The following is a 25031-nucleotide window of genomic DNA, read 5'->3' as shown; positions in this document are numbered from 1 at the left end:
TTTTTGGATAATCTGCTGCCGCGCATGCGTATTGCCGTTATCGGCGATATCATGGTGGATCGGTATGTGTACGGCAGCGTTGAACGTATTTCGCCGGAAGCGCCGGTGCCGATCAATCGTGTTGACCATGTGACTTCCGTTTTGGGCGGTGCCGCCAATGTTGCGGCAAATCTGGCTCATATGGATTGCAATGTTTATCTGGCGGGCCTTATCGGTGATGACGACAATGCGCGCCTGTTGCGCAGCCTCCTGAATGAAGCCGGCATTGACGGCGCCGGCATCGTTACGCGCGATCGTCATCAGACGACGACAAAGATGCGTGTTCTCGGCTCACAACAGCAGATGGTTCGCCTTGATTTTGAAGAAGTCACGCCCGTCACGCCTGTTGAAGCGGCAGAATTGGCGACTTGGCTCGACGGACGGTTGCAGCAGGGGCTTGACGGGATTATTTTATCTGATTACCAAAAAGGCGTTTTGACGGAACAGGTAGCCAAACTCGTTATCGGCAGCGCCAAGAAGGCGGGGATCCCCATCCTGGTCGATCCCAAAGGTCGCGATTGGACGAAATATAACGGCGCCGATTTCGTAACGCCGAACATGAAGGAGCTTGCCGGTTGTGTCGGGCATCCTGTTGGCAACGAAGGAGCCGCTGTCGTCGCCGCTGCAAAAGAACTTCATGAGAAGTACGATTTCGAGCATTTGATGGTGACGCGCTCCGAAAAGGGGATTACCGTCGTGCGCAAAGACGGTAATATTTGGAACAATCCGGCTACGGCCCATGAAGTTTTCGACGTTTCCGGCGCCGGCGATACGGTAGCGGCAGCGTTTCTTTCGGCAATTGCCGCCAAGTTGTCAATTCGTACGAGTCTGCAAATTGCCAATGCCGCCGCCGGTATCGTAGTCACGAAAGTGGGGACATACCCCATTCACCGTCAGGAACTGCAACAATACTGGCATAACTGGCAGCCTGCCCGCTGGCGGCCGTACCGGCCGCTGACGCGTGCCGAAATGGCAGCCAAGATCCGCGGCTGGCAAAAGAAAGGAGAAGTCGTCGTTTTTACGAACGGCTGCTTTGATATTCTCCATCGCGGCCACGTTCTGTATCTCCAGCAGGCGGCTATGTTGGGACGACATTTGGTTATCGGCCTTAATTCCGATGCGTCTGTGCGGCGGTTGAAGGGGGAGACGCGCCCCCTTGTTTCTCAAGAAGACAGGGCCGTTCTTCTCAATGCCCTGGCCTGTGTCGACGACGTCGTCGTTTTTGAGGAAGATACGCCGCAGGAATTACTGGAACTGCTGTGCCCTGATATTCTCGTCAAAGGTGGGGATTATAAGGCTGAAGATGTCATAGGCCGGGATTGTGTCAAGGAAGTGGAAATTATTTCCTTTGAAGAAGGCTATTCCACAACAGCGTTGATCGAAAAGATCGGAACATTGGCAAAGAAGGGGAAATTATGAAAATAGTAACAGGTGGCGCCGGCTTTATCGGCAGCAATATTGTGAAGCAATTAAATAATCGCGGCATTGACGATATTTTGGTTGTCGATGACTTGACAGATGGCGAAAAATGCCGTAATCTTCAAGGTCTGTCATTCTATGACTACATGGATTACGAGGAGTTTGCCTGGCAGATAGCCGATAACAGTTTCGATATCGGCTATGTTGACGTTGTTTTTCATGAAGGCGCCTGCTCCGATACGATGAATTACGACGGCCGTTATATGATGAATAACAATTATGAAGGCAGCAAGGCTATTTTGCATTACTGCATGCAGCGCAAAATCCCCTTCCTGTATGCTTCGTCAGCAGCGACATACGGCAGCGGCAAGCATGGCTTTCGTGAGGAGCCGGCTTGTGAAGAAGCGTTGAATCCGTACGCTTATTCCAAGCTTCAATTCGATCGCTACGTACGTCGTATGTTGCCGGTAGCGAACGGGCAGGTTGCCGGATTCCGCTATTTCAATGTCTTTGGTCCCCAAGAAAATCACAAGGGCCGTATGGCCTCTCTGATCTTTCAAAAATATCATGAGTTGCAGGAAAAGGGGAAGATCACCTTATTTGAAGGTACCGGCGGCTATGAAGACGGCGGTCAGATTCGCGATTTCATTTATGTCAACGACGTTGTCAATGTTCTTTTCTATTTTTGGGAACATCCCGAACTGTCCGGAATCTATAACTGCGGTACCGGAACGGGGCATACATTCAACGAGTTCGTTCAGGGGATTATTGCGTATTGCGGCAAGGGGACCATTGAGTATGTACCGTTCCCCGATGTTTTAAAAGGGAAATATCAAAGCTATACGCAGGCCGATACTTCAAAATTGATGGCGGCAGGTTATGATAAGGGATTTACATTGTTACCGGAAGCCGTAAAAGAATATTGCCGTATTCTTCAGACCAACGACGGTTATTATGAGTAGAAAGGCCGTCTTTTTCGATCGTGACGGCGTCTTGAATAAAGATGCCGGCTACGTCGGCAGACGGGAGGATTTCATCTGGATAGACGGTGCCAAAGAGGCGCTGGCTTATTTAAAAAAAAAGGAATATTTGGTCGTCGTCGTTACCAATCAGAGCGGCGTAGCCAGAGGCTACTACAGTGAAGCCGATGTGGTGTCGCTGCATGATTGGATGTGCCGGGAAGTGGCCGCTGCCGGAGGGGTCGTGACGGCGGTCTACTATTGCCCGTATCTGGAGGGCGCTCCGGTAGCGGCTTACAACCGGCGAAGTGATTGGCGTAAACCGGCTCCCGGTATGGTATTGCAGGCTATTCATGAGTATGATATCGATCGGTCGGGCTCTTTCCTCATCGGCGATTCGCCACGGGATATCGCCTGCGCCGAAGCGGCCGGTATTGACGGGTACTTATTTACAGGCGGCAGATTGGATCGGTTCGTAGAGGCTGTCGTCAAGGAGAGATCGTCATTTGGAAGATTATAAAAGCATACTTATCATCAAAATGAGTTCACTCGGCGATATCCTTCACGCTTTGCCGACTTTGCGCGTCTTGCGGCGGCGTTATCCGTCAGCGCGAATCGTCTGGGCGGTGCATGAGCAGTTTGTTTCTTTGCTTCCCGGCGCGCCGTATATTGATGAGGTTATTTTTATTGATAAAAACAGGCTCAAGTCTTTCCGTTATTGGCGGGAATTGCGGCGACAACTGCATCCGTATCGCTTCGATCTGAGCATTGACCTGCAGGGATTGGCCAAAAGTGCTGTTGTGGCCATGAACAGCGGCGCAAAGCGCAAAATCGGGTATTGGGAAATGCGGGAAGGCAGCTTTCTGGTCAGCAAAGGGATAACGGGACCGCATAAAAACGGTCATGTTATTGAACGGTATCTGGATGTGGCCAGAGGACTCGACTGCCCGGTCGACGCCGTTGCCTTCCCGCTGCCGCCGTTGGATGAGGTTCGCAGCAAAATGCTGCAACGGCTTGCCGCAGACGGTTTGCAAGGGCCTTTTGTCGCACTCGTGCCGGGAGCCCGCTGGTCCGTCAAAGAATGGCCGTTGGCAAACTGGTGCGCGCTGTCCGCCCGCTTTTCGGAGCGAGGAATCAATGTTTTACTCCTCGGCAGCGGTGATGACATTGAAAAGGGAAAGAAGATGAAAAGCGGCACTGCATCGGAGCATGTCTTTGATTACACGGGAAAAACGACGCTGACGGAATTGATGGCGCTTATTTCCCTGTCGTCATTATACGTCAGCGCCGATACGGGACCGCTTCATTTGGCAAATGCGCTAAAAAAAGAATTGATTGCCTTGTTCGGCACGACCAGCCCGGATCGTACAGGCCCTTACGGCGGCGCAGGGAGCGATTACATTAACCTGATCGTTTCGCCGACGTCACGGGCCACGGCTGCGCGCCCTTTAGTCGATGACCCCGAATGTATGGGAAAGATTACTGTCGATACGGTATGGGCAGAGTGCCGTAAGGCTGCGGAGAAGGTAGGGTTATGATAAATTTACGGCAGAAACGGATTATCGTCACGTTTCTTATGCATCTCGGCGATTTGATCCTGGTGACGCCTTTTTTGCAGGTTTTGCGGCGTCATGCGCACGGATCGGAAATAACCCTTGTCGTGGATGCAAAGGTAGCGGATGTTGTACGATACAATCCGAATATAGATCATTTGATTGAAATAGATAAAAAGGGGCGGGACAATTCTGTTTCCGCTCTTTGGCGTATTGGCAGAAAGCTCCATCGAAACAACTATGATGTGTTGATTAATTTGCATCCCAACGAACGGACATCCTTTTTGGCCGTCGCCATTCAGGCCGGCTATTTTGCCGGTATGAGTCATTTTTTGGCGCGGCCGTTTATGGATCGATATACGCGGCTTGATCGCCTCCACTTTCACGCTGCCGATATGTATATCAACGTGTTGGAGCAGCTCGGCATTGAAGATCGTCGCAACAGCGGGCTGGAAATTGAGTTGGCAGCGGCGTGGCGAGAAAAAGCGGCGGCGTTTTACGCCGAATACAATCGGGAAGGCAGACCTCTGGTCGGCTTTAATATCGGCAGTGCCGTGCCGCAGAAACGATGGCCGCCGCAGCGTTTTGCCGCTGTTGCCGACTACTTTATGGATAAAGGGTACGGTTGTGTTTTTTTCGGCGGCCCGATGGATAAAGAAATGGTCGCCGAAGCGGTGTCTTTTATGGAACATAAGCCGATCATCGCAACGGGATTGTTTTCCATCGGCGAATTGGCGGCAGCCGTTAAAGCGTGTTCCCTTTTTATTACGAATGACAGCGGCCCCATGCACATAGCCGTCAGTCAACAGGTTCCTCTTGTCGCCTTATACGGGCCGAGTAATCCCATGTTTTACGGGCCTTATACGGAGAAAGCGATCGTATTGGAATCGACAGATCATTATGAAGTCGGCAAAAGTATGAAGAAGATTATCCGCGAAGGAAAATACAAAGGGATCTCCGTGATCTCCGTAGCTCACGTGATTGAAGCGGGAGAGGAACTGCTGAAGAAGTATGGCAGGCGGCTATGATTGAAAAAATATCGGCTATACGGTATAATGTACATACTGACACTTAAGAAGATCATGACGCGGAGGTGCATATAATGAAAAAAATAGTATTGGCAGGTATTTTGGCTGCTGCCGTTTCGGCAGGAGCAGCCGTTTATGCGGCGCCCATTACCAACCCGCAGCCGGGAGACTTCAAAGCGAACATCAATTACGGATTTGATCAGCGGGAAGGCGGCCGTGACGCCGACAGCCGCTTTGCCGGCGGCGACGTTACATACGTTGTAAACGACAAAGTAGATGTACAATATGTCAACAACTACACAAAAGGTAAAAACGGCAATACGATCAATGAAAATTACCTGAAGGGAATTTACCGTTTCAATCCGTACGTTTCGGCGTATGGCGCTGTATCGTATTTAAAGACCAATACCTATTCCAGTCAGCATGCCTACGGCTATCAGGTCGGCTTACAGGGGCAGGTTCCGTTGGCTGACAGATGGCAAGGTTTTGCCGGTGTCGGTTTTGGTGATGACGCCAATACGTATGAAATCGGCGTCGGTTACGATATTACCGAAAACTGGGATGCCCATGTCAAATATCGCCGCAGTGATATAGGCGTCGATAATTACAACGACGATGTCAAGGGCTGGCAAGTTGGTATGGGGTATAAATTCTAACGCGATGGAAAGAGCCGTCTCAAAGAGGCGGTTCTTTTTGTTTGACAGCAACGGCACGGGGCAGGTATAATGACCGTGACATGTGCTGTGGTTGAAAGTCGAAGCCAGTCGCAGGCAAAGCGATCCACGTAAGGAATGGATGCCATTCCGATCATAGTGCGGCCTAGAAGTAAGACCTGCCGCGAAAAAGCGAGAGGAGCAGTAGTGGGGGACTGAACGTCTATGAGCGAACCTTCCAGCAGGCGAGTGTGGGGGTAAAAACCAGGTCAGGCATGTTGAAGAGAGTTATGACTACGGCTCTCTTCTTTTTTTATATATTCCTGATCAATATCGTTACAATACGTTGACATTCGCGATTAGCGGCCGATTTGAGTTGACGCTTTTTGTTTCATATAGTAAAATATAAAGGTATTTATTTTCAACGGTAAAAGAGGTGTATCGAAATGCGGGATAAGGTTAATGAAGCCTTGATGGAGCAAGAGATACAGCGAAATCCCTTCGATTCATTCATGGGATTTCATGTGGAAAAAGCCGATGAAGAAAGTACGATACTTACCTTTGCGAACAGGGGCAATGTTTGGAACAATCCGAACGAGACGACTTACGGCGGCGTTTTATATGCTATGGCTGATTCTTCCATGGAAGCTGCCTGTGCCGTTTTCGGCAAAGCTGTTTTGACGTTGGACTTGAGTATGAATTATATCCGTCCTGCCTTTGCCGATACGCTTATACGCAGTGAAGTGAAAGTATTGCATAACGGGCGGACGACGATGGTTGCTGTTTGTGATTTCCACGATGCCGACGGCCGTTATTTGGCACACGGTAAAGGCACGTTTTTTGTGACCGGGTCCGTATGTTTGTCGGGAAGGGAGTAGCGCCGATGACTAATGTGCATGCTCATGCGCATAATGATGACTGGAAACGGCGTGTCCAGAATATTTATGAAGGCGTCTATAAAAAGGTGCCTTACTTTAAGAATTTTCCTTGTGAAATTCTGGATATCGATGAAGGTTGGGTGCGTTTGGGTTTTAATATAACCCATAATTTGTGCAACTATCGGGGGATCGCTTCAGGCGGCGTGTTGGCGGCTTTTTGTGATACGTTGATGGGGATGGCCAGTCGTACGCTGGGGTACCAGGTCACGACGCTGGAAATCAACATGAATTATGTTCGCAGCGTCAAGGACGGTTCAAAAATAGTCGGCGTCGGCCAGGTAGTACATCATGGCGGTCAGACAATCGTTGCCGAATGTGAGTTTTTTGACGAAGATGGCAAAATTATTGTCAAAGGCCGCTCATCTTTCTACATTTTAAAGAAAATGTAATTACGTAACGGAAGGTTGGAATCAAGGATGGACTTTGCTTTTAACGACGAACAAAAGGAAATTATCAGGGTAGTTCGCGATTTGGTGGAAAAAGAGATTGTTCCCTATGCGGCCGAAATGGATGAGAAGGAAAAACTGCACGACGGCTTGCTGGATAAGCTCGCCGCGCAAGGTTTGCTGGGAGTAGCGATTCCTGAAGAATTCGGCGGTGCCGGACTTGATGCCGTTACCATTGCCGCGATTTACGAGGAACTGGGGAAAGGTTGTGCCGGTGTGGCGACGACCGTTGCCGCCAATGCATTGGCGTCGTATCCGGTTATTATCGCCGGTAATGATGATCAGAAGAAACGATATTTCGATATTATCAACGAAGATAATCTGGCGGCGTTTGCCCTGACCGAACCGGGGACCGGTTCCGACGCCGGGTCCGTATCGACACAGGCTGTCAAGACAAAGGACGGCAAAGGATATGTTTTGAACGGAACGAAGTGCTTTATTACTAATGGCGCCTTGGCGGAGGTTTTTGTCGTTTTCGCCAATACGCGCAAAGGCGGCGGTATTCGCGGCTTGACAGCCTTTATCGTTCGCAAGGGCACGCCCGGTTTTACTGTCGGTAAAGCGGAAAATAAGATGGGGATCCGCGCTTCGAATACGACGGAGCTGATTTTCCAGGATTGCTTTGTGCCGTTGGAAGATCGTCTGGGCCGTGAAGGGCAGGGATTCCGTATTGCCATGAATACGCTGGATGCGGCTCGTCCTTTTGTCGGCTCTGTGTCTGTCGGAATTGCTGAAGCGGCTTTTCGCGCCTGTAGTGAATATGCTAAGGTGCGTGTTCAGTTCGGCAAACCTATTGCGTCCTTTGAAATGGTACAGGCGATGATTGCCGATATGGCGATGAAGGTGGAAGGCGCCCGTCTTCTTGTGCAGCGTGCCTGCTGGATGAAAGATCAGGGGCTGGACTTCAGCCGTGAAGCGGCTATCGCCAAATGCAATGCTTCCGATGTGGCTATGGAAGTGACGACCAATGCCGTTCAGGTCATGGGCGGCTACGGATATATGAAAGAATATCCTGTCGAAAAATATATGCGTGACGCCAAGATCATGCAGATCTATGAAGGCACGAATCAGATTCAGCGATTAGTTATAGCGAATAAGACCTTATACTGATAAAAGAGACAATGTAAATTGACGATGAAGAAGAGAGCATAGCGTTATCTTCGCTTACAGGGAACGGCTGCTTCCTATTGAGAGGGCCGCAGTGAAGAGCATATGCGTTCACTTCCGAGTTTCTTGCTGAACGGAGTAGGCAAGGCGGGAGTTCCCGTTACAGAATACTGGAGAAGTAATTAGGGTGGTACCGCGAGACGAGACTTTCGCCCCTTTAGGGGTGAAAGTCTGTTTTTTTTGAGGAGGGCATATCATGATCAATGAACAGATCGAAGCAATTAAGAGTGCAGTAGCGGAACAATTGGCAAAAACGACGACGCTGCAGGACGTACAGGATATCCGCGTCCGGTATCTGGGGAAAAAGGGGGAATTGACGTCAATTATGAAAGAATTGAAGACGTTGTCTCCGGAAGAGCGTCCGAAAGTCGGTCAACTTGTCAATACGGCGCGGGGACTGATCGAAGAAGAATTGAGAAAAAAGACGGAAGAAGTAAAAGAGAAGGCCTTGGCTGAACGGCTTCGTTCTGAAAAAATCGATATTACCTTGCCCGGCAGAAGACCGGTTATGGGGCATGAGCACCCGCTGCACAGCACGAAGCGGCTGATGGAAAAGGCATTTTTGCAGATGGGCTTTTCCATTGTCGAAGGACCGGAAATCGAAGACGACTATTATAATTTCCAATGTCTGAATTTCCCTGACGACCATCCGGCTCGCGATATGCAGGACTCCATGTACATTACGGATAAAATTCTGTTGCGTACGCACACGTCGCCGATGCAGGCGCGTACTTTGCAGGCACATCGGCCGAATGAGCCCGTCAAGGTGATCGTGCCCGGCAAGGTCTATCGCTGGGACTACGATGCAACGCATTCACCCGTCTTTCATCAGATGGAAGGATTGATCGTCGATGAAAATATACGCTTTTCCGATCTGAAGGGAATGCTGGAAGATTTTTTGCGTGAAATTTTCGGGTCCCAGACGAAAGTCCGTTTCCGCGCCAGTTTTTTCCCTTTTACGGAACCGAGTGCCGAAGTGGATATTTCCTGTGTCATGTGCGGCGGCAAAGGTTGTCGCGTTTGCTCACACACCGGTTGGCTGGAAATACTCGGCTGCGGCATGGTCCATCCCAATGTTCTCCGTCTTAACGGGTATGACCCTGAAAAAGTCACGGGGTTTGCCTTCGGGATGGGTGTCGAACGTATCGCCATGCTGAAGTACGGGATTGACGACTTGCGATTGTTCTACGAAGATGATATGCGGTTCTTAAACCAGTTCTAGGAGGTATACACGATGAAAAGTTCTTTACAATGGATGCAGGATTATGTCGCTGTCGATATGGAAAGAGACCCGCAGGAATTTGCCGACGTTCTTACGATGGCCGGCATTCCTGTGGAACAGGTGGAATATTGGGGCAATGATATCCAGCATGTTTATACCGGCAAAATCCTCAACATCGTCAACCATCCTAATGCCGATAAATTGGTCATTTGTACGCTCGATCTGGGAGATCGCAGATTGACGATCGTTACAGGCGCTAAAAATGTCCGTGAAGGGCAGATCGTCCCTGTTGCCGTGCATGGAGCCAAATTGCCCGGCGGCGTTACGATCAAGAAGTCGAAGTTGCGCGGAGAAGTATCGGAAGGCATGCTCTGTTCCGCTCATGAGCTGGGACTGGAGGACGGTTTGCTGCTTCCGGAAGAGCGGGAAGGAATTTGGATTTTACCGCAAGATACGCCGATCGGTGTCGATGCTCTCGACTATTTGCAGTTACGGGATACCGTTTATGAATATGAGCTGACGCCGAATCGCGCCGATTGTTTCAGTATGATCGGATTGAGCCGTGAATTTGCGGTGCTCAGTCAACAGAAAGCGATGTTTCCGGAAATTACCGTTGCGGAGAGTGAAGAGCCGATTAACGGCAAAGTAACCGTTTCCATTGAAGACGAGGATTTGTGCACGCGGTATGCGGCACGTCTTTTGACGCATGTCCGGGTCGGGCCTTCCCCGCTTTGGATGCAGCAACGGTTACGTAAGTCCGGCGTTCGTCCGATTAACAACGTCGTCGATGTTACGAATTATGTCATGATCGAGTTGGGAATTCCGTTGCACGCTTATGACTATGATCACGTAGATGAACATCATCTTATTGCCCGCCGTGCCGCTCGGGGAGAAAGTCTGAAAACACTCGACGGAGTTGAACGGACCTTGACGGACGCTATGCTCGTCATTGCCGATCCGAAAAAAGCCTGCTGTGTAGCCGGTGTTATGGGGGGAATTAATTCGGAAGTTACGGAAGATACGCGGACGGTCATCTTGGAATGCGCTTCCTTCAAAGGCTCCAGTATCCGCAAGACCGGTCGTGCCCTTGGGCTTCGTTCGGAAGCGTCGGCTCGTTTCGAACGCGGTCTCGATGCCGAAGGCTGCCTGCGTTCGCTGGACAGAGCCGCGCAGCTTTTGCAGCAAATGTCGGCCTGTGACGTAGCGCAGGGGATCGTCGATATATATCCGCAGCCGCAAAAGGTGCAGCACATCAAATTTACGGCGGCGGCAGTAAATCGGTTCTTGGGAACCGAAATTCCTGCCGAACGAATGATTGCGATCTTGCAGACATTGGGCTTCGGCATCGCACAGGACGGCGCCGTTTTGACGGCTGTTGTGCCGTCCTGGCGGGGGGATTGTACGGAGATGCCCGACATAGCCGAAGAGGTAGCTCGTATTTTCGGTTATGAAAATATTCCGTCCACACGTCCTCTGAGTAATGTGTCGGAAGGGCAGGAAGGCTATCGGCACTGCATTTGCGAAAAAATATCATCGATTCTGAGCGGCAGCGGGTTAAATGAAACGGTGACCTTCAGTTTTATGAACAGCGATTCGCTTCGAAAATTACAATTTCCGGAAAATGATCCGCTCTATCGAGCCGTTCCTATTCTAAATCCGATTACAGAAGAATTTCCGTTGATGCGTACGACGCTGATTCCGTCGTTGATGGATGTGCTTGTCCGTAATCAGGCGGTAAAAAACCAATCGGTCGGAATTTATGAAATAGCGGCAGTCTATACACCCAAGCAGCTTCCCGTTACGGAATTGCCGCGTGAGTCAATGCATGTTGCCGGCCTTCTGTATGGGCAGCGGCGCGGCGCGGCTTGGCCTGATCAGGCGGTAGATTATGATTTTTATGACCTCAAGGGACTGGTCGAAGCCGTTCTTAGCGGTCTGGAAATCGAAGCGGAGTTGGAAACTTCCGATTTTGCGCCGCTCCATCCGGGCAAGGCTGCCAGATTCGTTAAAGACGGCAAGATTCTTTGCCAATTTGGCGAGCTTCATCCTTCTGCTATCGACGGTTATGACATTGAAGGCCCTGTCTATATTTTTGAAATGGACGTCGAGGCGTTATTGCCACACGTCAACTTTGTCCCTGCATACCATAAGGTTGCCAGATTTCCGGCAATCAGCCGTGATTTAGCCTTTTTGGCGCCGTTGGAAATCGACAATGCCCGGATTTTGGGGATTATCCGAGAATATGGCGGAATTTATTTGGAAGATGTCCGTCTGTTTGATTTATATCAGGGAAAACAGGTTCCTGAAGGATTTAAGAGTTTGGCTTATTCTCTGGTGTTCCGATCCGGCGAGGGTACCTTGGCTGATGGCGATATTCAGTCTTCGATTGACAGTATCTTGAAAAAGCTTAAAGATACGCTTCATTGCGAATTACGATAAAACTTGGATTCGTTAACCTATAGAGGAGAGTCTTTTTTGTAGCACGTGAAAGCATGACACGAAGAAGACTCTCTTTTGCTGTCGTGTAACATGCGATATGTATGGTAATCCTACAAAAATCGGCAAAAAAATTAAATAATACCATTGAAATTTTTCCTCAAAAGTTTTATCATTACATAGTAAGGTCTTGGGGATGTAGCTCAGTTGGGAGAGCGTACGGTTCGCATCCGTGAGGTCGAGAGTTCAAGCCTCTTCATCTCCACCAATAAAAGGGCCGCCACATCTGTGGCGGCCCTTTTCTGCTTTTTTTTACCAAAAAGCCTGCAACGGTACGGAGGTATTCACTCGTGCCGTTGCAGGCTTTCTGGTACTTTTCTTTCTTTATCATTGACAATACGGCCAATTTCACTGTGATGAATTCCCCATCAGGCTGTCAAGGAAACCGCAGTTCCGGCGGAACGAACGGAGGTTGTGCGGTACAGGTAGGCCGGCAAGCCGATTTGGTCGGCGCTCCATTTTTGAAGAAAACGGGTCCATTCCGTGGAAATAAAGATGGCAACATACTCCGGTCGCTTTGTTTTCCTGTCATGATCAGCTTGAAATCTTCTTCTTTCCCTGCTTCGCACGGCCGACTGGCATGATGGGTACGGAAGAACTTAATCACAAGGGCGCCTTCTTTGCACCGGATCTGATTAGCGCTTAAAGCATAACGCAAAGACGTTTCTCTTTTTATTGCCGGTGTAACATCCGTATTGTAATCCTGCAACTTCATGATGAGTCGCCATAAAAAGCACTTGATTTTTATCGATAAATAGTGTAACATGACATATGTGCCTTAAAAGTGCATGCGTACGGACCATTAGCTCAGCTGGCAGAGCACCTGACTCTTAATCAGGGTGTCCAGGGTTCGATCCCCTGATGGTCCACCAGAACGCGAAGCGTCGAACTCTATTCTTTTTCAAGAATGAGTTCGCGCTTGTCTATAAATTCGAGGGTTGCTAATAGCAGCCCTCGTTTTTTTGTTTGCAGGAAAAGGAGGATTTCAAGAACAAAAGACAGAACGTGTGCCTCACGGCGCTGCCGCGCCGCTCGCCACACGAAGAAGAAGAGCCGGGCACAGGGAAAAGGCGGGGGTGTCCGTGGGTTTTTCGTTTGTTCTTGATTTTTGGCACAATTAGCTGTGCCAAAATAACACCTCGTTTATCAATGGATTTGATACATTGTATCGACCGTTGGCACAGAACGTTTTTGACTCTGTGCCAGACTTTTTGTTGATGGTCAAGGGATTCAAGCCCGTGGCACAGCTGGCACAGTTAAATTTAACTCCCTATAGGAAATTTTATATATACACGCCTCTCTTACCTGTGCCTAGTAATTTTTTTCCTATAGGGATTTGGAAAAATGCTGTGTCAGCTGTGCCATGAATCTAGACGCCTTGATAGCGTTGAAAAACTCCGGCACATTGCCCTGTGTCAAGGGTTTTGAAAAAGCACCTCATTTTTCGCCTTTTCCCTTGTGCCACAAGGGCGGTAGGGCTGGCACAGCTAATTGTGCCAAATTGTGCCAGTATGAGTGCGGACGGGGTGTGAAGCGCCATCAAAAAATATTTTCTGCCTCTTTTTCTGTGCCCTGTTGTCTTGCTTGCCTTGCCTGCGTTGGGGTTTATCGAAAATGGGTGTTTTCAGGCCTGTGTTTGAGCAGTTCACAGGCTTAAAATGTCTTGATTAGTAGACTTATTTTTGGTATAATTGACTCAGAATTAAATAGTTCACGAGTGGTTATCGCACTTGTGCAACCCTGTTTTCTGTTCTGGGGAGCACTTAAAAGCGACCTACGCTCATATCGCACGAATGGTAAACGGGCGGTGAACCTTTAGGAGAAATCCTATCGGTTTGCCGCCCGTTTTTGTTTGCCAAGAAAGAGAGGAAATAGATATGTCAAAAGCTACGAAGACGAAGCACACGAAGTTCGGAGACCTTACGTATTCCGAGTATTCAAATCTGATGGCGGCTCTATCGCATAAGGATTTGATGACCATGGACGAGGCGACGGTGTTCTTTGACATCGGGCGCGCACGCTTGCAGCGCATCATCCAATTGCCAGAGGTTGATTTCGTTGTCATGAGCGGCAAGAAGAAGCTCATCGCACGTGAAAGATTCCGCGACTACATCCTTGCCGGACACAACATCAATCCCTGATTTAAGACAAAAAGAAAAGGTTGCCCCCTGCCGTGCTAAGCAAATGGGACAACCAACTTCAACTTGTGTAAAGGATACCATAAAACGGCTGGTAATGCAAGGTATTTCCTCTACATGGGTTGAGTGAGAAGTCAAATCCTGAAAGGAGGAAATAAGGCATGAATCAAACATTTGACGAGCTTGTCAGCTCGATTACAGAAGACTATCTGGAGCAGGTCGATTTGGGCAATCCGCCTTCTCAGGCAACGATAAAGCGTGAGCTGCTAGATGAAATCAACCGCGAGGTCAACACTTACAACAAGGGACCGGAAGACCCACCGGGGTCTGGCGAGTTCCCTACGCCCAAGAAGGGCAAGGAAAAGTACGACATCCTTAAGGCGCTTCCACCCTCTGAGATTGGACGCATCCTCATCGTCGTCCATCGCGTATGCCGTGTGGCATTTGGTGATGCGAGCGATGAGGACAACTGCCTTGTGGGTGTGTATGCGACCGAGGGCGAGAAACTCGGCACCTATGACACGAGCGAGAAGGCAATTCGACGCCTCATCCGCCAGTACAACAGGCAAATCAGCAGCCATGACATCGACGAGGTATATGCCTTCCTGAAGGACGAGGCACCGCTCAAGAAGATTTGTCGTGACCGCGACCTTATTGCTGTGGGTAACGGCATCTATGATTATGCGAACAAGATGCTTATGGACTTCGACCCGGAGCTTGTGTTCACGACGAAGTCTCATGTGCACTTCGTCGATGGCGCGATAAACCCGCACATCACCATGCCCGATGGCGCGAATTGGGATGTCGAGAGCTGGATGCAATCCCTCTCCGACGACCCAGACGTGCAGGAGTTGCTCTGGCAGACGCTGGGAGCAATCATCCGCCCTAACGTGCCTTGGCACAGGTCGGTGTGGCTCTACTCGAAGTCAGGCAATAACGGCAAGGGGACGCTGTGCCGACTGATGAGAAACCTCTGCGGTGAGGATGCTTGCGCTTCCATCTCAATCACGGGCTTTGGCAACCAGTATGGGCTGAGTGCCCTCACGAGGGTGTCAGCTGTCATTGTGGACGAGAACGACACGAGCGCTTACCTCGACAAGGCGGCGGCTCTGAAGGCTGTCATCACGGGTGACCCCGTGCTGGTAGACCGCAAGTTCAAAGACCCGCTCAGCCTCGTCTTCCATGGGTTCATGGTGCAGTGCATCAATGCCCTTCCGCGCTTCAAGGACAAGTCGGACTCGGCGTACCGTCGCTTGCTTCTCGTTCCGATGGAGAAGCGCTTCGAGGGTTGCGAGCGCAAGTACATCAAGGACGACTATCTGGGGCGTCAGGATGTGCTCGAGTACGTTCTCTACAAGCTGCTGGCGACGACGGACTACTACGAGCTGGTTAAGCCTCAGGCGTGCCTTGACCTGCTGGAGGAGTACAAGCAGTTCAACGACCCTATCCGCGAGTTCATGGCGACGGTCATGGACGAGCTGAAGTGGGACTTGGTGCCGTGGCAGTTCCTCTACGACCTCTATGTGAAGTGGTTCGCCCGCAATAATAGCGCTGGAAAGCCTGTTGGTATCAATCCATTTCGCGACGAGGTTCGCTCATTGCTCGTCGATTATCCAGGGTGGAACGAGACGGAGAATCCTGTGCGCTCCACAGACCGCATGGACGCACCTGAGCCTCTCATCGCCGAGTATGATGTGCGAACTTGGATGAACGGTTCATACACAGGCAGTGACATCCAGAAGCGGTGCCAGCCGGACATACTGAAAGACCGATACAGAGGTCTCGTGCGCGAAGCATCGGCGGTCTCCTCAAGTGACGATTTCCCGTCCGAGGAGGACTGACATGCTCGCAGCAAGTCGCTTGATTTTGGTCTCCGTTCTGGCGTCTTCTTGGTCTCTTTCTGACCAAGATCGCACCAATATGAGACCAACAAGCGTCCCGAAACCGAAACTATGCCCGTCCGTTTTCGGTGGGGATGCCGTCGATTTTTCGACGCGGGATGACGCTCCGTCCCTTCATCTGGTGGGCGTATCTACACCTCGATTTCCAGCGAGGCAGTCGTGCCTCACGTGCCGAGTCGTCGGCACCATCAGACCCGTGCTTGGGGTCTGGATTTCGGGGTCGAGGGGCGAAGCCCCCGCAAGCTACATCCTGCGTCAAGTCCGAGCGAAGCGAGGATTTGTACGCACAGGATGTCTGCTTGCGTTAATTCCCTTTTCTACGCAATTTGCGCATGACGCAGAAGCGTCATGTTTCATCAATTTACAAGGAGGATTTCAGCTATGAAGAAAGATAAGAAACATGCAGGTAAGATACCTGCTTCCAGCGAGAGAAAACGCAAGTCGGGCACGGTCAAGATTCGCGTTACCGAGTCCGAGGCAGAGGCGATTAAGTCGAAGGCAAACCAGTGGGGCGTAACGGTGTCGCAGTATCTTCGCGATGCTGCGCTGAACCACGAAGTGAAGAAAATGATTATCACAAATAATCGCGACCTTAATTTGCTTACCGCCGAGGTAAACAAAATCGGCTGCAACTTGAATCAGATTGCTCGTCGTTTGAACGCGAGCGCAAGCTATCGGGAGTGCTTCGGCGTGACCCCGATGCGCGAGAGTGAGGTACTTGCTGAGCTGAAAAGTTTGCAGTTGAAATTCTCAAGCATCGACAGGCAGTTGCTTGATGCACGTGCGGAATTTTCCCGCGAGCAAATCGGCAAGATTTCCGACTACGAGTTCGAGCAGATGAAGGATTTCTGGCTTCCAGAGGACGGAGGTGAAACAGATGGCGACGACGTACATCCATCCGCTTAAGGATGCCAAGGCGAGCATGATTTACACCGAACTTGGCAATGGCAAAAAGAAGAAGATGCACGAAGTCGAAGGCACGACGAGGGCTGCCTACGAGGTCGGTGACATGCCCAGAGATGACATGGCGATATATGCCGAGGAGATGCACAAGAGGCACCCTGCATCGCGTTATGAGGCGTTCGAGGTGCGCGTCTCCTTCTCGCCTGACGAGCTGAAGGCTGGAAACAAGTCGGACGAGCAGATGGCAGGTGAGCATAGCTACAAGCTGTGCAAGAAGCTCTATCCCAACTCGATGTGTTACGTCACCGTGCACAACGACGGCAAAGGTGGATGTGTTCATGCACACTGCCTCGTCGTGAACCATGACGAGGTGACAGGTCAGACGCTACGAGATAACCGACGACATTTCGAGGTCAAGAATGCGAGCGACGAGCTTGCAGCAGAGGAGGGCTTGTCCGTCATCGGAACGCCCAAGTTCGAGCGCGAAAAACACAAGGAAGGCACGACATGGACTAAACGTCGCGAGAGCTGCGATGCGTTCGAGCAAAGGCTGGGCGACCGTGTGCAGCGGGCGCGTGATGAATCCAAGTCCCTTGACGAGTTCAAGCATAATCTCGGGGTCTACGGCGTCGAGCTGATGGAGCAGAAACGCAAGGGCAAGGACGGAGAGGAACACGAGGCATGGTGCTACAAGATGATGGACATCTACGGTGACAAGCCCCGCAAGCGCCGCCGCAAGGCAAAGCTTTTAGCCGACGACCTGACGAAGGGCTCCATCGAATCCTACTACGACCAGAAACAGGCAAATAAGGCTGTAGAAGACCAGAAGCCGACAGTTATACCAATCTATCAGGAAAACGCCTCAGAAGACGTTACAGAACCTATTAAAGGTTATACGAAGGATGAGGTGGTTTATTCCCTGCTTGATGATTACAAGGTCGATTCTGAGGATGTTAGGGACTTCACGGATGCTCTGGCTTCTCAATATCGCAGACGAAGGGTCGATACGCGAGGGGATGCCATATATAACGATATGTGCCACGCACAGAACAATATTGACGAGACAACAGAGAAGCTGCAAGCCGATGTGGACGAGGCGCGTGAGCAGTTCAAGGCTGACAAGGCTAACCTCGACGAGCTGAAGACCCACAAGACGCCGAACCTCTATGGTCTAAGCCAGTACTTCAAGATTGCAGGTAATCAGAAGGGCAAGTCACCGTTCGAGCGTATGCTCGATGACATGTTCGCCCAGATGCTGGCAGAGATTATGAGGCAGATGATTGAGGAGCAGCGAAGACAGGCACGCGAGGAAGCAGAAAAGCGTCTCTACGAGTCGAGAAAGAACATGTGGGACGCCGAGAAGCGACTCAAGGCTGCAAATCGTGCCATTGACCACGAGATAAGCCGAACAGGCGGCAGAAGGGTCACAAGCCACATGCAGGATGTCTATGAAGCAGACAGAACGGCAGGTAAGACTGATGGCGAGCAGTACGAGTAAAAAAAATAGCGGTTCCCTTAATTGGAAGCCGCTATTTTGCGTCTAGTGAAGTTCAGGGACAGGAACGCCAGACCATGCCGTCCCGAAATGGTCTATCCCCCAGATGTACAGGTCTAGTTCCTCGTCGTGGAAAACCACCTCATCGGTGTGCTCTAGTAGGAAATCGGGGTCGGAAATGATGAAGTACTGGAATATCTCATTGTCCAAATCACCATTTATTAGCTCTAGCGGACGGCTTGCAATCTCGTTGGCGAGAACCATGCCGCCCACCTGCCTTGATAGGTCTTCGTAGGTCTTGATGTAATCATTGAAATTCATGGAATCCTCCTTTGTTTCGTGCAATCTCGACCGTCTTCAGACGGTCTTGCAGAAGCATTGGAGAAGAGCTCAATCGTATATTTTATCAGCTTATTCAATAATTCTTATCTAAGAATTATTGAAAAAATAATGGTTGTGTGCTACACTACAAAAGTATATTTGTGTTCATAAATGAGGAGAATCTATGCTAAGCAAATTAGATGAAAAGCGAGTATCGGTTTCGATTTCACTTGCCGAATCAGAAAAAAACGAAATCAAAAATATAGCTAATGAATATGGATTATCTCTATCGGCATTCTTGCGTCTTGCAGCAAAAGAATTTGCAACAAAGCGTGCAAAAACATCAAATACTGGTAACTAAGGATAGGAGGAAATAGCTTGAAGAAGAATAAACTTGTCAAGCCTATCCTGAAGTGGGTAGGTGGTAAAAGACAATTGCTTGATGAAATAGAGCAAAGGCTACCAAAGAAAATTAGCTATTATGTTGAGCCTTTTGTAGGTGGCGGTGCTGTTCTATTTGATAAACAGCCACAACATGTGCGAATCAACGATTACAACGAAGAGCTAATCAATGTTTATATGGTTGTAAGAGATAACCCAAACGAGCTCATTAAAGAATTGGCTGTGCATGAAGAGAAGAATGAACAGCTGGGCAGTGAATGGTTCTACCGTGTTCGAGGGCTTGATAGAGAATCGGGGTTTGACGAACTATCGAGTGTTGAAAAAGCTGCAAGGATTATTTACTTGAACAAGACTTGTTTTAATGGTCTTTTCAGGGTGAATTCTGCTGGTCAACTCAATGTTCCTTATGGAAGGTACAAGCACCCTAATATTGTAAATGAAGTTGGCATCAGGGCATTGCATAAATACTTCAGTGAAGCAGATATTGATATGCGCCAAGGGGATTTTGCTGAATCCCTAAAAGATTTGCCAAAGGGCGCCTTTGTCTACTTAGACCCGCCTTATATGCCAATTACAGCCACTTCGGCATTCACAGGGTATACCCAAGACGGTTTCGGATATGACGAGCAAATACGCCTACGAGATGAATGTATTAAGTTGCGTGAACAGGGAATTCATTTCTTGCAGTCAAATAGTGACTGTGAAGAGATTCGCGAGTTGTATGAGGATTTCAAAATAGAAACAGTAGAGGCAAAACGTTCTATCAATTCACGTGGTGATAGAAGAGGTGCTGTGAAGGAGGTGTTGATTAGTGGCTGATTTCACTGGTAAATTGGATAAAGCTTGGAAGGAGATACTGGCTAGATATCCCATTGAGGAAAAGACTCGCCAAGGTGGGTTATATGAAATCCAAGCAAGTGAAATTAAAGCTTTTAGAGAGCCACGATTGATGACAAAGTTTGATACTTCCGAATCGGTTGCTGCCCCTCTAAAAGAGCTTGGATTGAATGTATTGCCAGTTTCTCGGCATTCTTATGTACTAGGAAATTTTGACTTGTACGAGAAGTTTCCAGATGTTACGGAGCTGAGACCAAAAGCTATAACCTTGCCTGATTATGAAACTTTACGTTTGGAAAATCTTACAAGCGAATCAAATGCGATAAATGCGCTTCTAGCAACGCATACTTTGGAGAATTTTCTTAATGAAGAAGAGCAGGGCCTATTGGAGACTTTCAATGGTCGAATGGGAACTGGCGATTTTTCGTTTGACGTTAATTTATTAGATGGTACAGCAAAGAAGACCATCAATGTTAGCAAGGCGCAACTTGAAATTGATGGTGGTTTTGAATCACAGCGGTCTGTATGCATTATGGAAGCCAAGAATATTCGTAATGATGACTTTAATGTACGACAGCTTTATTTTCCGTATAGAAAATACCTTGCTATAGTTCAGAAACCTATTAGATTGGTATTTTCCCAGTACACAAATCTGACTTATTATTTGTATGAATACGAGTTTACTGAGCCAACTTCTTTCTCTTCAATTAGATTACGAAACAAACAAGCCTATACGTTTGAGGATTGCCAGATTTCAGAGAAGGATATTGTCGATGTATGGAAGAATACGCCTGTGGTAACTGATGATAATCAGGATAAACAGGTGGATAAGAAAATTCCGTTTATTCAAGCGGATAGATTTGATAGAGTAATATCGCTTGCGGAACGCTTAAGCTCTGCTGAAGATAATACGTTGACTACAGAGCAGGTTACCGAGCATATGGGCTTGGTAACGCGACAGGCTGCATATTACCCAGCTGCGGGTGAATATTTAGGACTGTTTCAACGTTCGCGTAATGCAACAAGTCTGACAGATACAGCGCACAAAATACTGAACATGCGTTATAGAGAGCGTCAGTTAGCTTACACCAGCCTGATATTGCAACATCAAATCTTTCATGATTTGTTCGGTATCGTTGTGAATAGTGGTGAATTTCCTGATAAAGCATACGTTGAAAAGGAAATGTTGCGACTAAATGTCTGCAATGAAGGCTCAACAGTGCATCGTAGAGCAACAAGTGTTTTGGCGTGGCTATCTTGGATTTTTGCACTTGTAGACGATGAAATATAGAGAGTGAATTTAGGAGGTGACCTTATAGGTGGCAAAGACAAAGAAATTTGTTCAGAACGATAATAACCTTGCCATCGCTTACTACCGCTACTCGTCAAGCTCTCAAAACGATGCTTCTATTGAGGAACAGCAGGAGCTGGTGCAGCTTTATGCGGCTGAGCACGGTTACAGCATACTCAAGGAGTATGCAGACCGTGCGATGTCTGGGCAGGACGATAACAGACCAAATTACAAGCTGATGCTTTCAGAGGTCGCAAAGCTGCGTCCTGCCGTTCTCATCATGTGGAAGAACGATAGATTGGGTCGTGATGTATTGCAGCTGACCTATGCCAAACGAAAGATTCGTGAAGCTGGGTGCAGCATCGAGTATGTTGCGGAGAATGCGCCTGATGTGAGCACATCGCAGGGCAAGTTCACCGAAGCGGTGATGGATGCGTTCGCGCAGATGTGGAGCGATTCGTCGCGAGAGAACATTGAGCGAGGGCTAAGGTATAACGCCAAGAACGCACTGTCCAACGGTCAAAAGATATTGGGCTACAGAAGGGCGGCGGACAAGCGTTATGAGATTGACCCTGCGAAAGCTCCCGTGGTTCAGAGAATCTTTCACGATTACGTTGACGGCAAACCGATGCAGCAGATAGCCGACGAGCTGAATGCTCAGGGCATAACCACAGCTCTTGACAGGAAGTTCACGGTCAACGGGCTGAGGAGCGTGCTGAAGAACGACAGGTACACAGGGGTCTACAAGTACGCGGATATCGTCATCCCAGACGGTATGCCCGTCATCATCGAGACAGACCTGTTCAACAAGGCACAGGCGATGTTTGCTATGAACAAGCGCACGGGCGCTGGAAACCGCTCAAAGCACATGGAGGGCGAGCCGAGGTACTGGCTGACGGGAAAGCTGTTCTGCGGGGAATGCGGAAGCTCCATGCAGGGCGTATCCGGCACGAGCAAGACGGGCGCGCACCACTTTTATTACTACTGTAAGGAGCAGAGGCATAAGCGCTGCGAGAAGAAGCCAGTCAAGGCTGCGTTCATCGAGGGACTGGTACAGCAGCTACTGAAGGAGTTGCTGAGCGATTCCGAGAACCTGATGTCCCTTGCTGTGGACGCGGCGGCGTACTACAAGGAGTGCTACGTCGAGTCGAGCTACCTTGAGAGCCTTGAAAAAGAGCTGGCTAATACGCGGATGGCTCTTAAAAATCTAGTCAAGGCGATTGAGGCGGGGATTTTCAGCGAGACCACGCAGGAACGCTTGCAGGAGCTTGAGCGACGTAAGAAGGCGCTGACGGACGCCATCGAGACGGAGAAGGCGAAGAAGGAACTTTCCGAGGACGAGCACAGCATCAAGGCATACTTTGGCAAGTTCCTGTATGCGAACCTTGATGACCATGAGGTGAGGGACATGGTCTTGGAGTATTTCGTCGACAAGATTTACCTTTACGACGACAAGGTCATTCTGACGTGCAAGTATTCGGATGCTGACTATGAGGTGGACTGGGAGGACTTCCAGAAGGCAAAAAAAGCCGCAAGCGGTAAGGTTCGACCTTACCGCGTTCAGCTCCACCAATTTTATATCATGTGGCCCTGTAACCATCGTGTTACAGGGCTTTTTTTATTGAAGAACTTTGTGGCGGCGATGCAGGATATTCGAAAATATGGCATCCTTTTCATCAATTATCGTTCTTTTGCAGACTGCTGATATGGCCTTGTTTGAGGCTGAAAGGGGAAGACCGGGTGCCTGATTATTTAACGTTATCAGGGTCGGCAGTCCAACTACATCGGGGAGCAGGGGCGATGTAGTGAAGAGAGCGGCCGGTCGGGAGAGGGAAGTCAGGAATGATGAAACGATGCGCCTGCGGCTTGAATTTACAGTGGTAAAGCTAAGGCAAAGAAACAGATCGTCTTTTTATCGTTCCACGTTTTTCAGCGTAATCACGATGGATGGGAAAGAGACGCGTTTTCTGAAAAGCGGGAAGATAGCCGAAATGGCAGAAGAATAGATAATGTGATTTCATTAACATACCATATATATAAAGAAAAATGGATAGTTTACATTAAATAATGAAAACATATCTTTTATAATACAAATAATATACTGAATTATAGGTTAATTTCAATATCATTAATTCAAGTTGTTTTTTTGAGGCTGTTGAACAAATTATTTGAAAATACTATTTTAAAATACTGGATTAGAAGTAAAAAATGGCTTAATAAAGGAGAATTTCGTATTCTTGCGAATATGCAAAAAAGTTGATGATGCATTTTTTCTTATGCCAATATCGGATAGTATTGTTATAAAATTCACGTGTGTTTTTGGAAGAGACAAAGCGATGATCATACTCAAAATTTTTTTATGATTAATCGAAAAATATACTTTCAATATATGAAAAATATGTAAAATATGCAAAAAATAAGCGTGAAAAAGAAAAATAAAACGGAAAACTATACAAAAATATGAATCCGTTGACAATGAACATATGTTAGGAGTATAGTAAACATGCAAAAAGATGAATGACTATTTTCTTCATATAGAAAATAGTGCAACATCTTAGCGACCGGTCAATTTTAGGGAGGAAATCGTTATGAGTGAAGATTGTGTAAGTTTGAAAATGGTGCAGGAGGCACAGGCGCGCTTAGCCGGCGTAGCACAGAAAACAGGATTGTCTTTTTCAAATTCTGTGAGCAAAGTAGCTGAGTGCAAGGTTTTCCTGAAGTTGGAAAACCTGCAGCGGACAGGGTCGTTTAAGCTTCGCGGCGCATACAATAAAGTTGCTTCATTGACACCGGAAGAACGTGAAAAGGGGGTAATTGCGGCTTCAGCCGGGAATCATGCGCAAGGCGTGGCGTTAGCGGCCAGTGAATACGGCTGTCAGTCGATTATTTGCATGCCGAAACATGCGCCTCTTACGAAGGTGGCGGCAACGCGCGGCTATGGCGCGACAGTCGTTTTACACGGTGATTTTTTTGATGAAGCGGCTGCCAAGGCGGAGGAACTGACCAAAGAGCATGGCTATACCTTTGTTCATCCCTTCAATGATCCGTTGGTTATTGCCGGACAAGGGACCATTTCTTTGGAAATCCTTGAACAACTGCCTGATGTCGATGCAATCATTGCTCCTATCGGCGGCGGCGGACTGATTGCCGGCTTGGCCGTAGCGGCGAAAAGTGTCAATCCGAAAATCAAGATCATCGGCGTGCAGACGGCGCATATGCCTTCAATGAAGACGTCTCTGGAAGAGGGCAAAATTACGACCGTAAACGGCAAACCGAGTTTGGCTGACGGCATTACGGTAAAGACGCCAGGCTGTAATACATACGAAATTTGCAAAAAATATGTCGATGACATCGTTACCGTTGATGAAACGGAAATTGCCAGCGCGATTCTTTGGCTTATCGAACGTGTTAAAACGGTGGCTGAAGGTGCCGGCGCCGTTCCTGTGGCGGCGTTGATGAATGGTAAGATATCGGGGCTTCATAACAAAAAAGTCGCTGCTCTTGTCAGCGGCGGCAACATTGATGTCAACAATATGACGCGTGTTATCAACAGCGGATTGCTTCGCTCATGGCGCAAGGTGTTCTTTGAAACCGTCGTTCCCGATCGTCCCGGCGTATTGGTTAAGCTCTTGTCTATTATCGCGGAATCCAACGCCAATGTGCTTTCTATCACCCATGAACGGAGCCAGCATAATATCGGCATCGGTCAGACTGCCGTCTCCTTTGAGCTGGAAACGGCCAACGAAAAGCATGTGGAACATTTGGTGGCGGAATTACGGGCTCAACATTATCATGTTACGTTAAAATAACTGTTCAGGAGGAT

General features: G+C 48.8%; 22 protein-coding genes and 2 tRNA genes. 22 read left to right on the top strand and 2 right to left on the bottom strand.

Annotation, left to right across the window (positions count from 1 at the left end; translation table 11 throughout):
- Positions 1–24 precede the first annotated feature (24 nt).
- From rfaE1 to C0977_RS01155, 12 genes are all read left to right on the top strand, one after another.
- Positions 25–1458, top strand: a complete 1434-nt coding sequence (rfaE1, locus tag C0977_RS01210) for a D-glycero-beta-D-manno-heptose-7-phosphate kinase (RefSeq protein WP_101912332.1) — start codon at positions 25–27, stop codon at positions 1456–1458.
- Positions 1455–2420: an ADP-glyceromanno-heptose 6-epimerase gene (gene rfaD, locus C0977_RS01205; RefSeq protein WP_101912130.1), complete on the top strand. Its 966-nt coding sequence runs from the start codon at positions 1455–1457 to the stop codon at positions 2418–2420. Before rfaE1 ends, rfaD begins: the two co-directional genes overlap by 4 nt.
- The gene (locus C0977_RS01200) at positions 2413–2937 is read left to right on the top strand and encodes a D-glycero-alpha-D-manno-heptose-1,7-bisphosphate 7-phosphatase (protein ID WP_101912129.1); all 525 of its coding nucleotides are present in this window, start codon (positions 2413–2415) and stop codon (positions 2935–2937) included. The genes rfaD and C0977_RS01200 overlap by 8 nt, the downstream gene beginning before the upstream one ends.
- Positions 2924–3955, top strand: a complete 1032-nt coding sequence (locus C0977_RS01195; RefSeq protein WP_101912128.1) for a glycosyltransferase family 9 protein — start codon at positions 2924–2926, stop codon at positions 3953–3955. The genes C0977_RS01200 and C0977_RS01195 overlap by 14 nt, the downstream gene beginning before the upstream one ends.
- On the top strand, positions 3952–4998 hold the full coding sequence (locus C0977_RS01190) for a glycosyltransferase family 9 protein (RefSeq protein WP_101912127.1): 1047 nt from the start codon (positions 3952–3954) through the stop codon (positions 4996–4998). Before C0977_RS01195 ends, C0977_RS01190 begins: the two co-directional genes overlap by 4 nt.
- A gap of 74 nt (positions 4999–5072) precedes the next feature.
- On the top strand, positions 5073–5654 hold the full coding sequence (locus tag C0977_RS01185; RefSeq protein WP_101912126.1) for a porin family protein: 582 nt from the start codon (positions 5073–5075) through the stop codon (positions 5652–5654).
- 443 nt (positions 5655–6097) lie between these two features.
- Positions 6098–6529, top strand: a complete 432-nt coding sequence (locus C0977_RS01180) for a PaaI family thioesterase (RefSeq protein WP_101912125.1) — start codon at positions 6098–6100, stop codon at positions 6527–6529.
- Positions 6530–6534: 5 nt separating this feature from the next.
- Positions 6535–6978: a PaaI family thioesterase gene (locus C0977_RS01175; protein ID WP_101912124.1), complete on the top strand. Its 444-nt coding sequence runs from the start codon at positions 6535–6537 to the stop codon at positions 6976–6978.
- A 27-nt stretch (positions 6979–7005) separates the two neighbouring features.
- Entirely contained in the window at positions 7006–8145 is a 1140-nt protein-coding gene (locus C0977_RS01170; RefSeq protein ID WP_023052981.1) for an acyl-CoA dehydrogenase family protein, read from the top strand.
- 253 nt (positions 8146–8398) lie between these two features.
- A complete protein-coding gene (pheS, locus tag C0977_RS01165) occupies positions 8399–9424 on the top strand; it encodes a phenylalanine--tRNA ligase subunit alpha (protein ID WP_101912123.1) in 1026 nt (341 codons plus the stop codon).
- Between the two features lie 12 nt (positions 9425–9436).
- The gene (pheT, locus tag C0977_RS01160) at positions 9437–11863 is read left to right on the top strand and encodes a phenylalanine--tRNA ligase subunit beta (protein WP_101912122.1); all 2427 of its coding nucleotides are present in this window, start codon (positions 9437–9439) and stop codon (positions 11861–11863) included.
- A 189-nt stretch (positions 11864–12052) separates the two neighbouring features.
- Positions 12053–12128, top strand: a tRNA-Ala gene (locus C0977_RS01155).
- 168 nt (positions 12129–12296) lie between these two features.
- On the opposite strand, the gene C0977_RS01150 is transcribed toward C0977_RS01155, so the two are convergent.
- Positions 12297–12635, bottom strand: coding sequence for a hypothetical protein (locus tag C0977_RS01150; protein WP_101912121.1), 339 nt, complete (start codon positions 12633–12635; stop codon positions 12297–12299).
- An 81-nt stretch (positions 12636–12716) separates the two neighbouring features.
- Here C0977_RS01150 and C0977_RS01145 point away from each other — a divergent pair.
- From C0977_RS01145 to C0977_RS01120, 5 genes are all read left to right on the top strand, one after another.
- Positions 12717–12792, top strand: a tRNA-Lys gene (locus C0977_RS01145).
- 1005 nt (positions 12793–13797) lie between these two features.
- The gene (locus C0977_RS01140; RefSeq protein WP_145995056.1) at positions 13798–14061 is read left to right on the top strand and encodes an excisionase; all 264 of its coding nucleotides are present in this window, start codon (positions 13798–13800) and stop codon (positions 14059–14061) included.
- Positions 14062–14219: 158 nt separating this feature from the next.
- On the top strand, positions 14220–15899 hold the full coding sequence (locus C0977_RS01135) for a DNA primase family protein (protein ID WP_101912119.1): 1680 nt from the start codon (positions 14220–14222) through the stop codon (positions 15897–15899).
- Positions 15900–16340: 441 nt separating this feature from the next.
- Positions 16341–16865 (top strand): plasmid mobilization protein, encoded by a 525-nt coding sequence (locus C0977_RS01125; RefSeq protein WP_101912117.1) that lies wholly within the window; start codon positions 16341–16343, stop codon positions 16863–16865.
- The gene (locus tag C0977_RS01120) at positions 16837–18360 is read left to right on the top strand and encodes a relaxase/mobilization nuclease domain-containing protein (RefSeq protein ID WP_101912116.1); all 1524 of its coding nucleotides are present in this window, start codon (positions 16837–16839) and stop codon (positions 18358–18360) included. The genes C0977_RS01125 and C0977_RS01120 overlap by 29 nt, the downstream gene beginning before the upstream one ends.
- Positions 18361–18402: 42 nt before the next feature.
- Here C0977_RS01120 and C0977_RS01115 read toward each other — a convergent pair whose 3' ends face one another.
- Positions 18403–18678, bottom strand: coding sequence for a hypothetical protein (locus tag C0977_RS01115; RefSeq protein WP_101912115.1), 276 nt, complete (start codon positions 18676–18678; stop codon positions 18403–18405).
- A 184-nt stretch (positions 18679–18862) separates the two neighbouring features.
- On the opposite strand from C0977_RS01115, the gene C0977_RS10810 reads away from it, so the two are divergent.
- From C0977_RS10810 to ilvA, 5 genes are all read left to right on the top strand, one after another.
- Complete coding sequence (locus C0977_RS10810) at positions 18863–19039, top strand: hypothetical protein (RefSeq protein ID WP_159459012.1); 177 nt, start codon at positions 18863–18865, stop codon at positions 19037–19039.
- Positions 19040–19056: 17 nt separating this feature from the next.
- A complete protein-coding gene (locus C0977_RS01110) occupies positions 19057–19899 on the top strand; it encodes a DNA adenine methylase (RefSeq protein WP_234987528.1) in 843 nt (280 codons plus the stop codon).
- Positions 19892–21208, top strand: a complete 1317-nt coding sequence (locus C0977_RS01105) for a type II restriction enzyme (RefSeq protein WP_101912113.1) — start codon at positions 19892–19894, stop codon at positions 21206–21208. The genes C0977_RS01110 and C0977_RS01105 overlap by 8 nt, the downstream gene beginning before the upstream one ends.
- A gap of 28 nt (positions 21209–21236) precedes the next feature.
- A complete protein-coding gene (locus tag C0977_RS01100; RefSeq protein WP_101912112.1) occupies positions 21237–22913 on the top strand; it encodes a recombinase family protein in 1677 nt (558 codons plus the stop codon).
- An 883-nt stretch (positions 22914–23796) separates the two neighbouring features.
- Positions 23797–25017 carry a threonine ammonia-lyase gene (gene ilvA, locus C0977_RS01090; RefSeq protein WP_023053065.1) on the top strand — a complete coding sequence of 407 codons (1221 nt, stop codon included), beginning with the start codon at positions 23797–23799 and terminating at the stop codon, positions 25015–25017.
- Positions 25018–25031: the final 14 nt, after the last annotated feature.

Origin of the sequence: Megasphaera vaginalis (ex Bordigoni et al. 2020) (assembly GCF_900240295.1) — a bacterium.
In the GTDB taxonomy this organism is placed as follows: Bacteria; Bacillota; Negativicutes; order Veillonellales; family Megasphaeraceae; genus Megasphaera; species Megasphaera vaginalis.
This window is presented reverse-complemented; position numbering and strand designations above follow the sequence as displayed.

Excerpts from the sequence above, each read along its gene's own strand:
- rfaE1 (WP_101912332.1), top strand. The coding sequence starts at position 25 with ATGCGTATTGCCGTTATCGGCGATATCATGGTGGATCGGTATGTGTAC.
- C0977_RS01140 (WP_145995056.1), top strand. The coding sequence starts at position 13,798 with ATGTCAAAAGCTACGAAGACGAAGCACACGAAGTTCGGAGACCTTACG.
- C0977_RS01190 (WP_101912127.1), top strand. The coding sequence starts at position 3,952 with ATGATAAATTTACGGCAGAAACGGATTATCGTCACGTTTCTTATGCAT.
- C0977_RS01200 (WP_101912129.1), top strand. The coding sequence starts at position 2,413 with ATGAGTAGAAAGGCCGTCTTTTTCGATCGTGACGGCGTCTTGAATAAA.
- C0977_RS01120 (WP_101912116.1), top strand. The coding sequence starts at position 16,837 with ATGGCGACGACGTACATCCATCCGCTTAAGGATGCCAAGGCGAGCATG.
- C0977_RS01170 (WP_023052981.1), top strand. The coding sequence starts at position 7,006 with ATGGACTTTGCTTTTAACGACGAACAAAAGGAAATTATCAGGGTAGTT.
- C0977_RS01150 (WP_101912121.1), bottom strand. The coding sequence starts at position 12,635 with ATGAAGTTGCAGGATTACAATACGGATGTTACACCGGCAATAAAAAGA.
- C0977_RS01125 (WP_101912117.1), top strand. The coding sequence starts at position 16,341 with ATGAAGAAAGATAAGAAACATGCAGGTAAGATACCTGCTTCCAGCGAG.
- C0977_RS01185 (WP_101912126.1), top strand. The coding sequence starts at position 5,073 with ATGAAAAAAATAGTATTGGCAGGTATTTTGGCTGCTGCCGTTTCGGCA.
- pheS (WP_101912123.1), top strand. The coding sequence starts at position 8,399 with ATGATCAATGAACAGATCGAAGCAATTAAGAGTGCAGTAGCGGAACAA.
- C0977_RS01135 (WP_101912119.1), top strand. The coding sequence starts at position 14,220 with ATGAATCAAACATTTGACGAGCTTGTCAGCTCGATTACAGAAGACTAT.
- C0977_RS01180 (WP_101912125.1), top strand. The coding sequence starts at position 6,098 with ATGCGGGATAAGGTTAATGAAGCCTTGATGGAGCAAGAGATACAGCGA.
- C0977_RS10810 (WP_159459012.1), top strand. The coding sequence starts at position 18,863 with ATGCTAAGCAAATTAGATGAAAAGCGAGTATCGGTTTCGATTTCACTT.
- pheT (WP_101912122.1), top strand. The coding sequence starts at position 9,437 with ATGAAAAGTTCTTTACAATGGATGCAGGATTATGTCGCTGTCGATATG.
- rfaD (WP_101912130.1), top strand. The coding sequence starts at position 1,455 with ATGAAAATAGTAACAGGTGGCGCCGGCTTTATCGGCAGCAATATTGTG.
- C0977_RS01175 (WP_101912124.1), top strand. The coding sequence starts at position 6,535 with ATGACTAATGTGCATGCTCATGCGCATAATGATGACTGGAAACGGCGT.
- C0977_RS01115 (WP_101912115.1), bottom strand. The coding sequence starts at position 18,678 with ATGAATTTCAATGATTACATCAAGACCTACGAAGACCTATCAAGGCAG.
- ilvA (WP_023053065.1), top strand. The coding sequence starts at position 23,797 with ATGAGTGAAGATTGTGTAAGTTTGAAAATGGTGCAGGAGGCACAGGCG.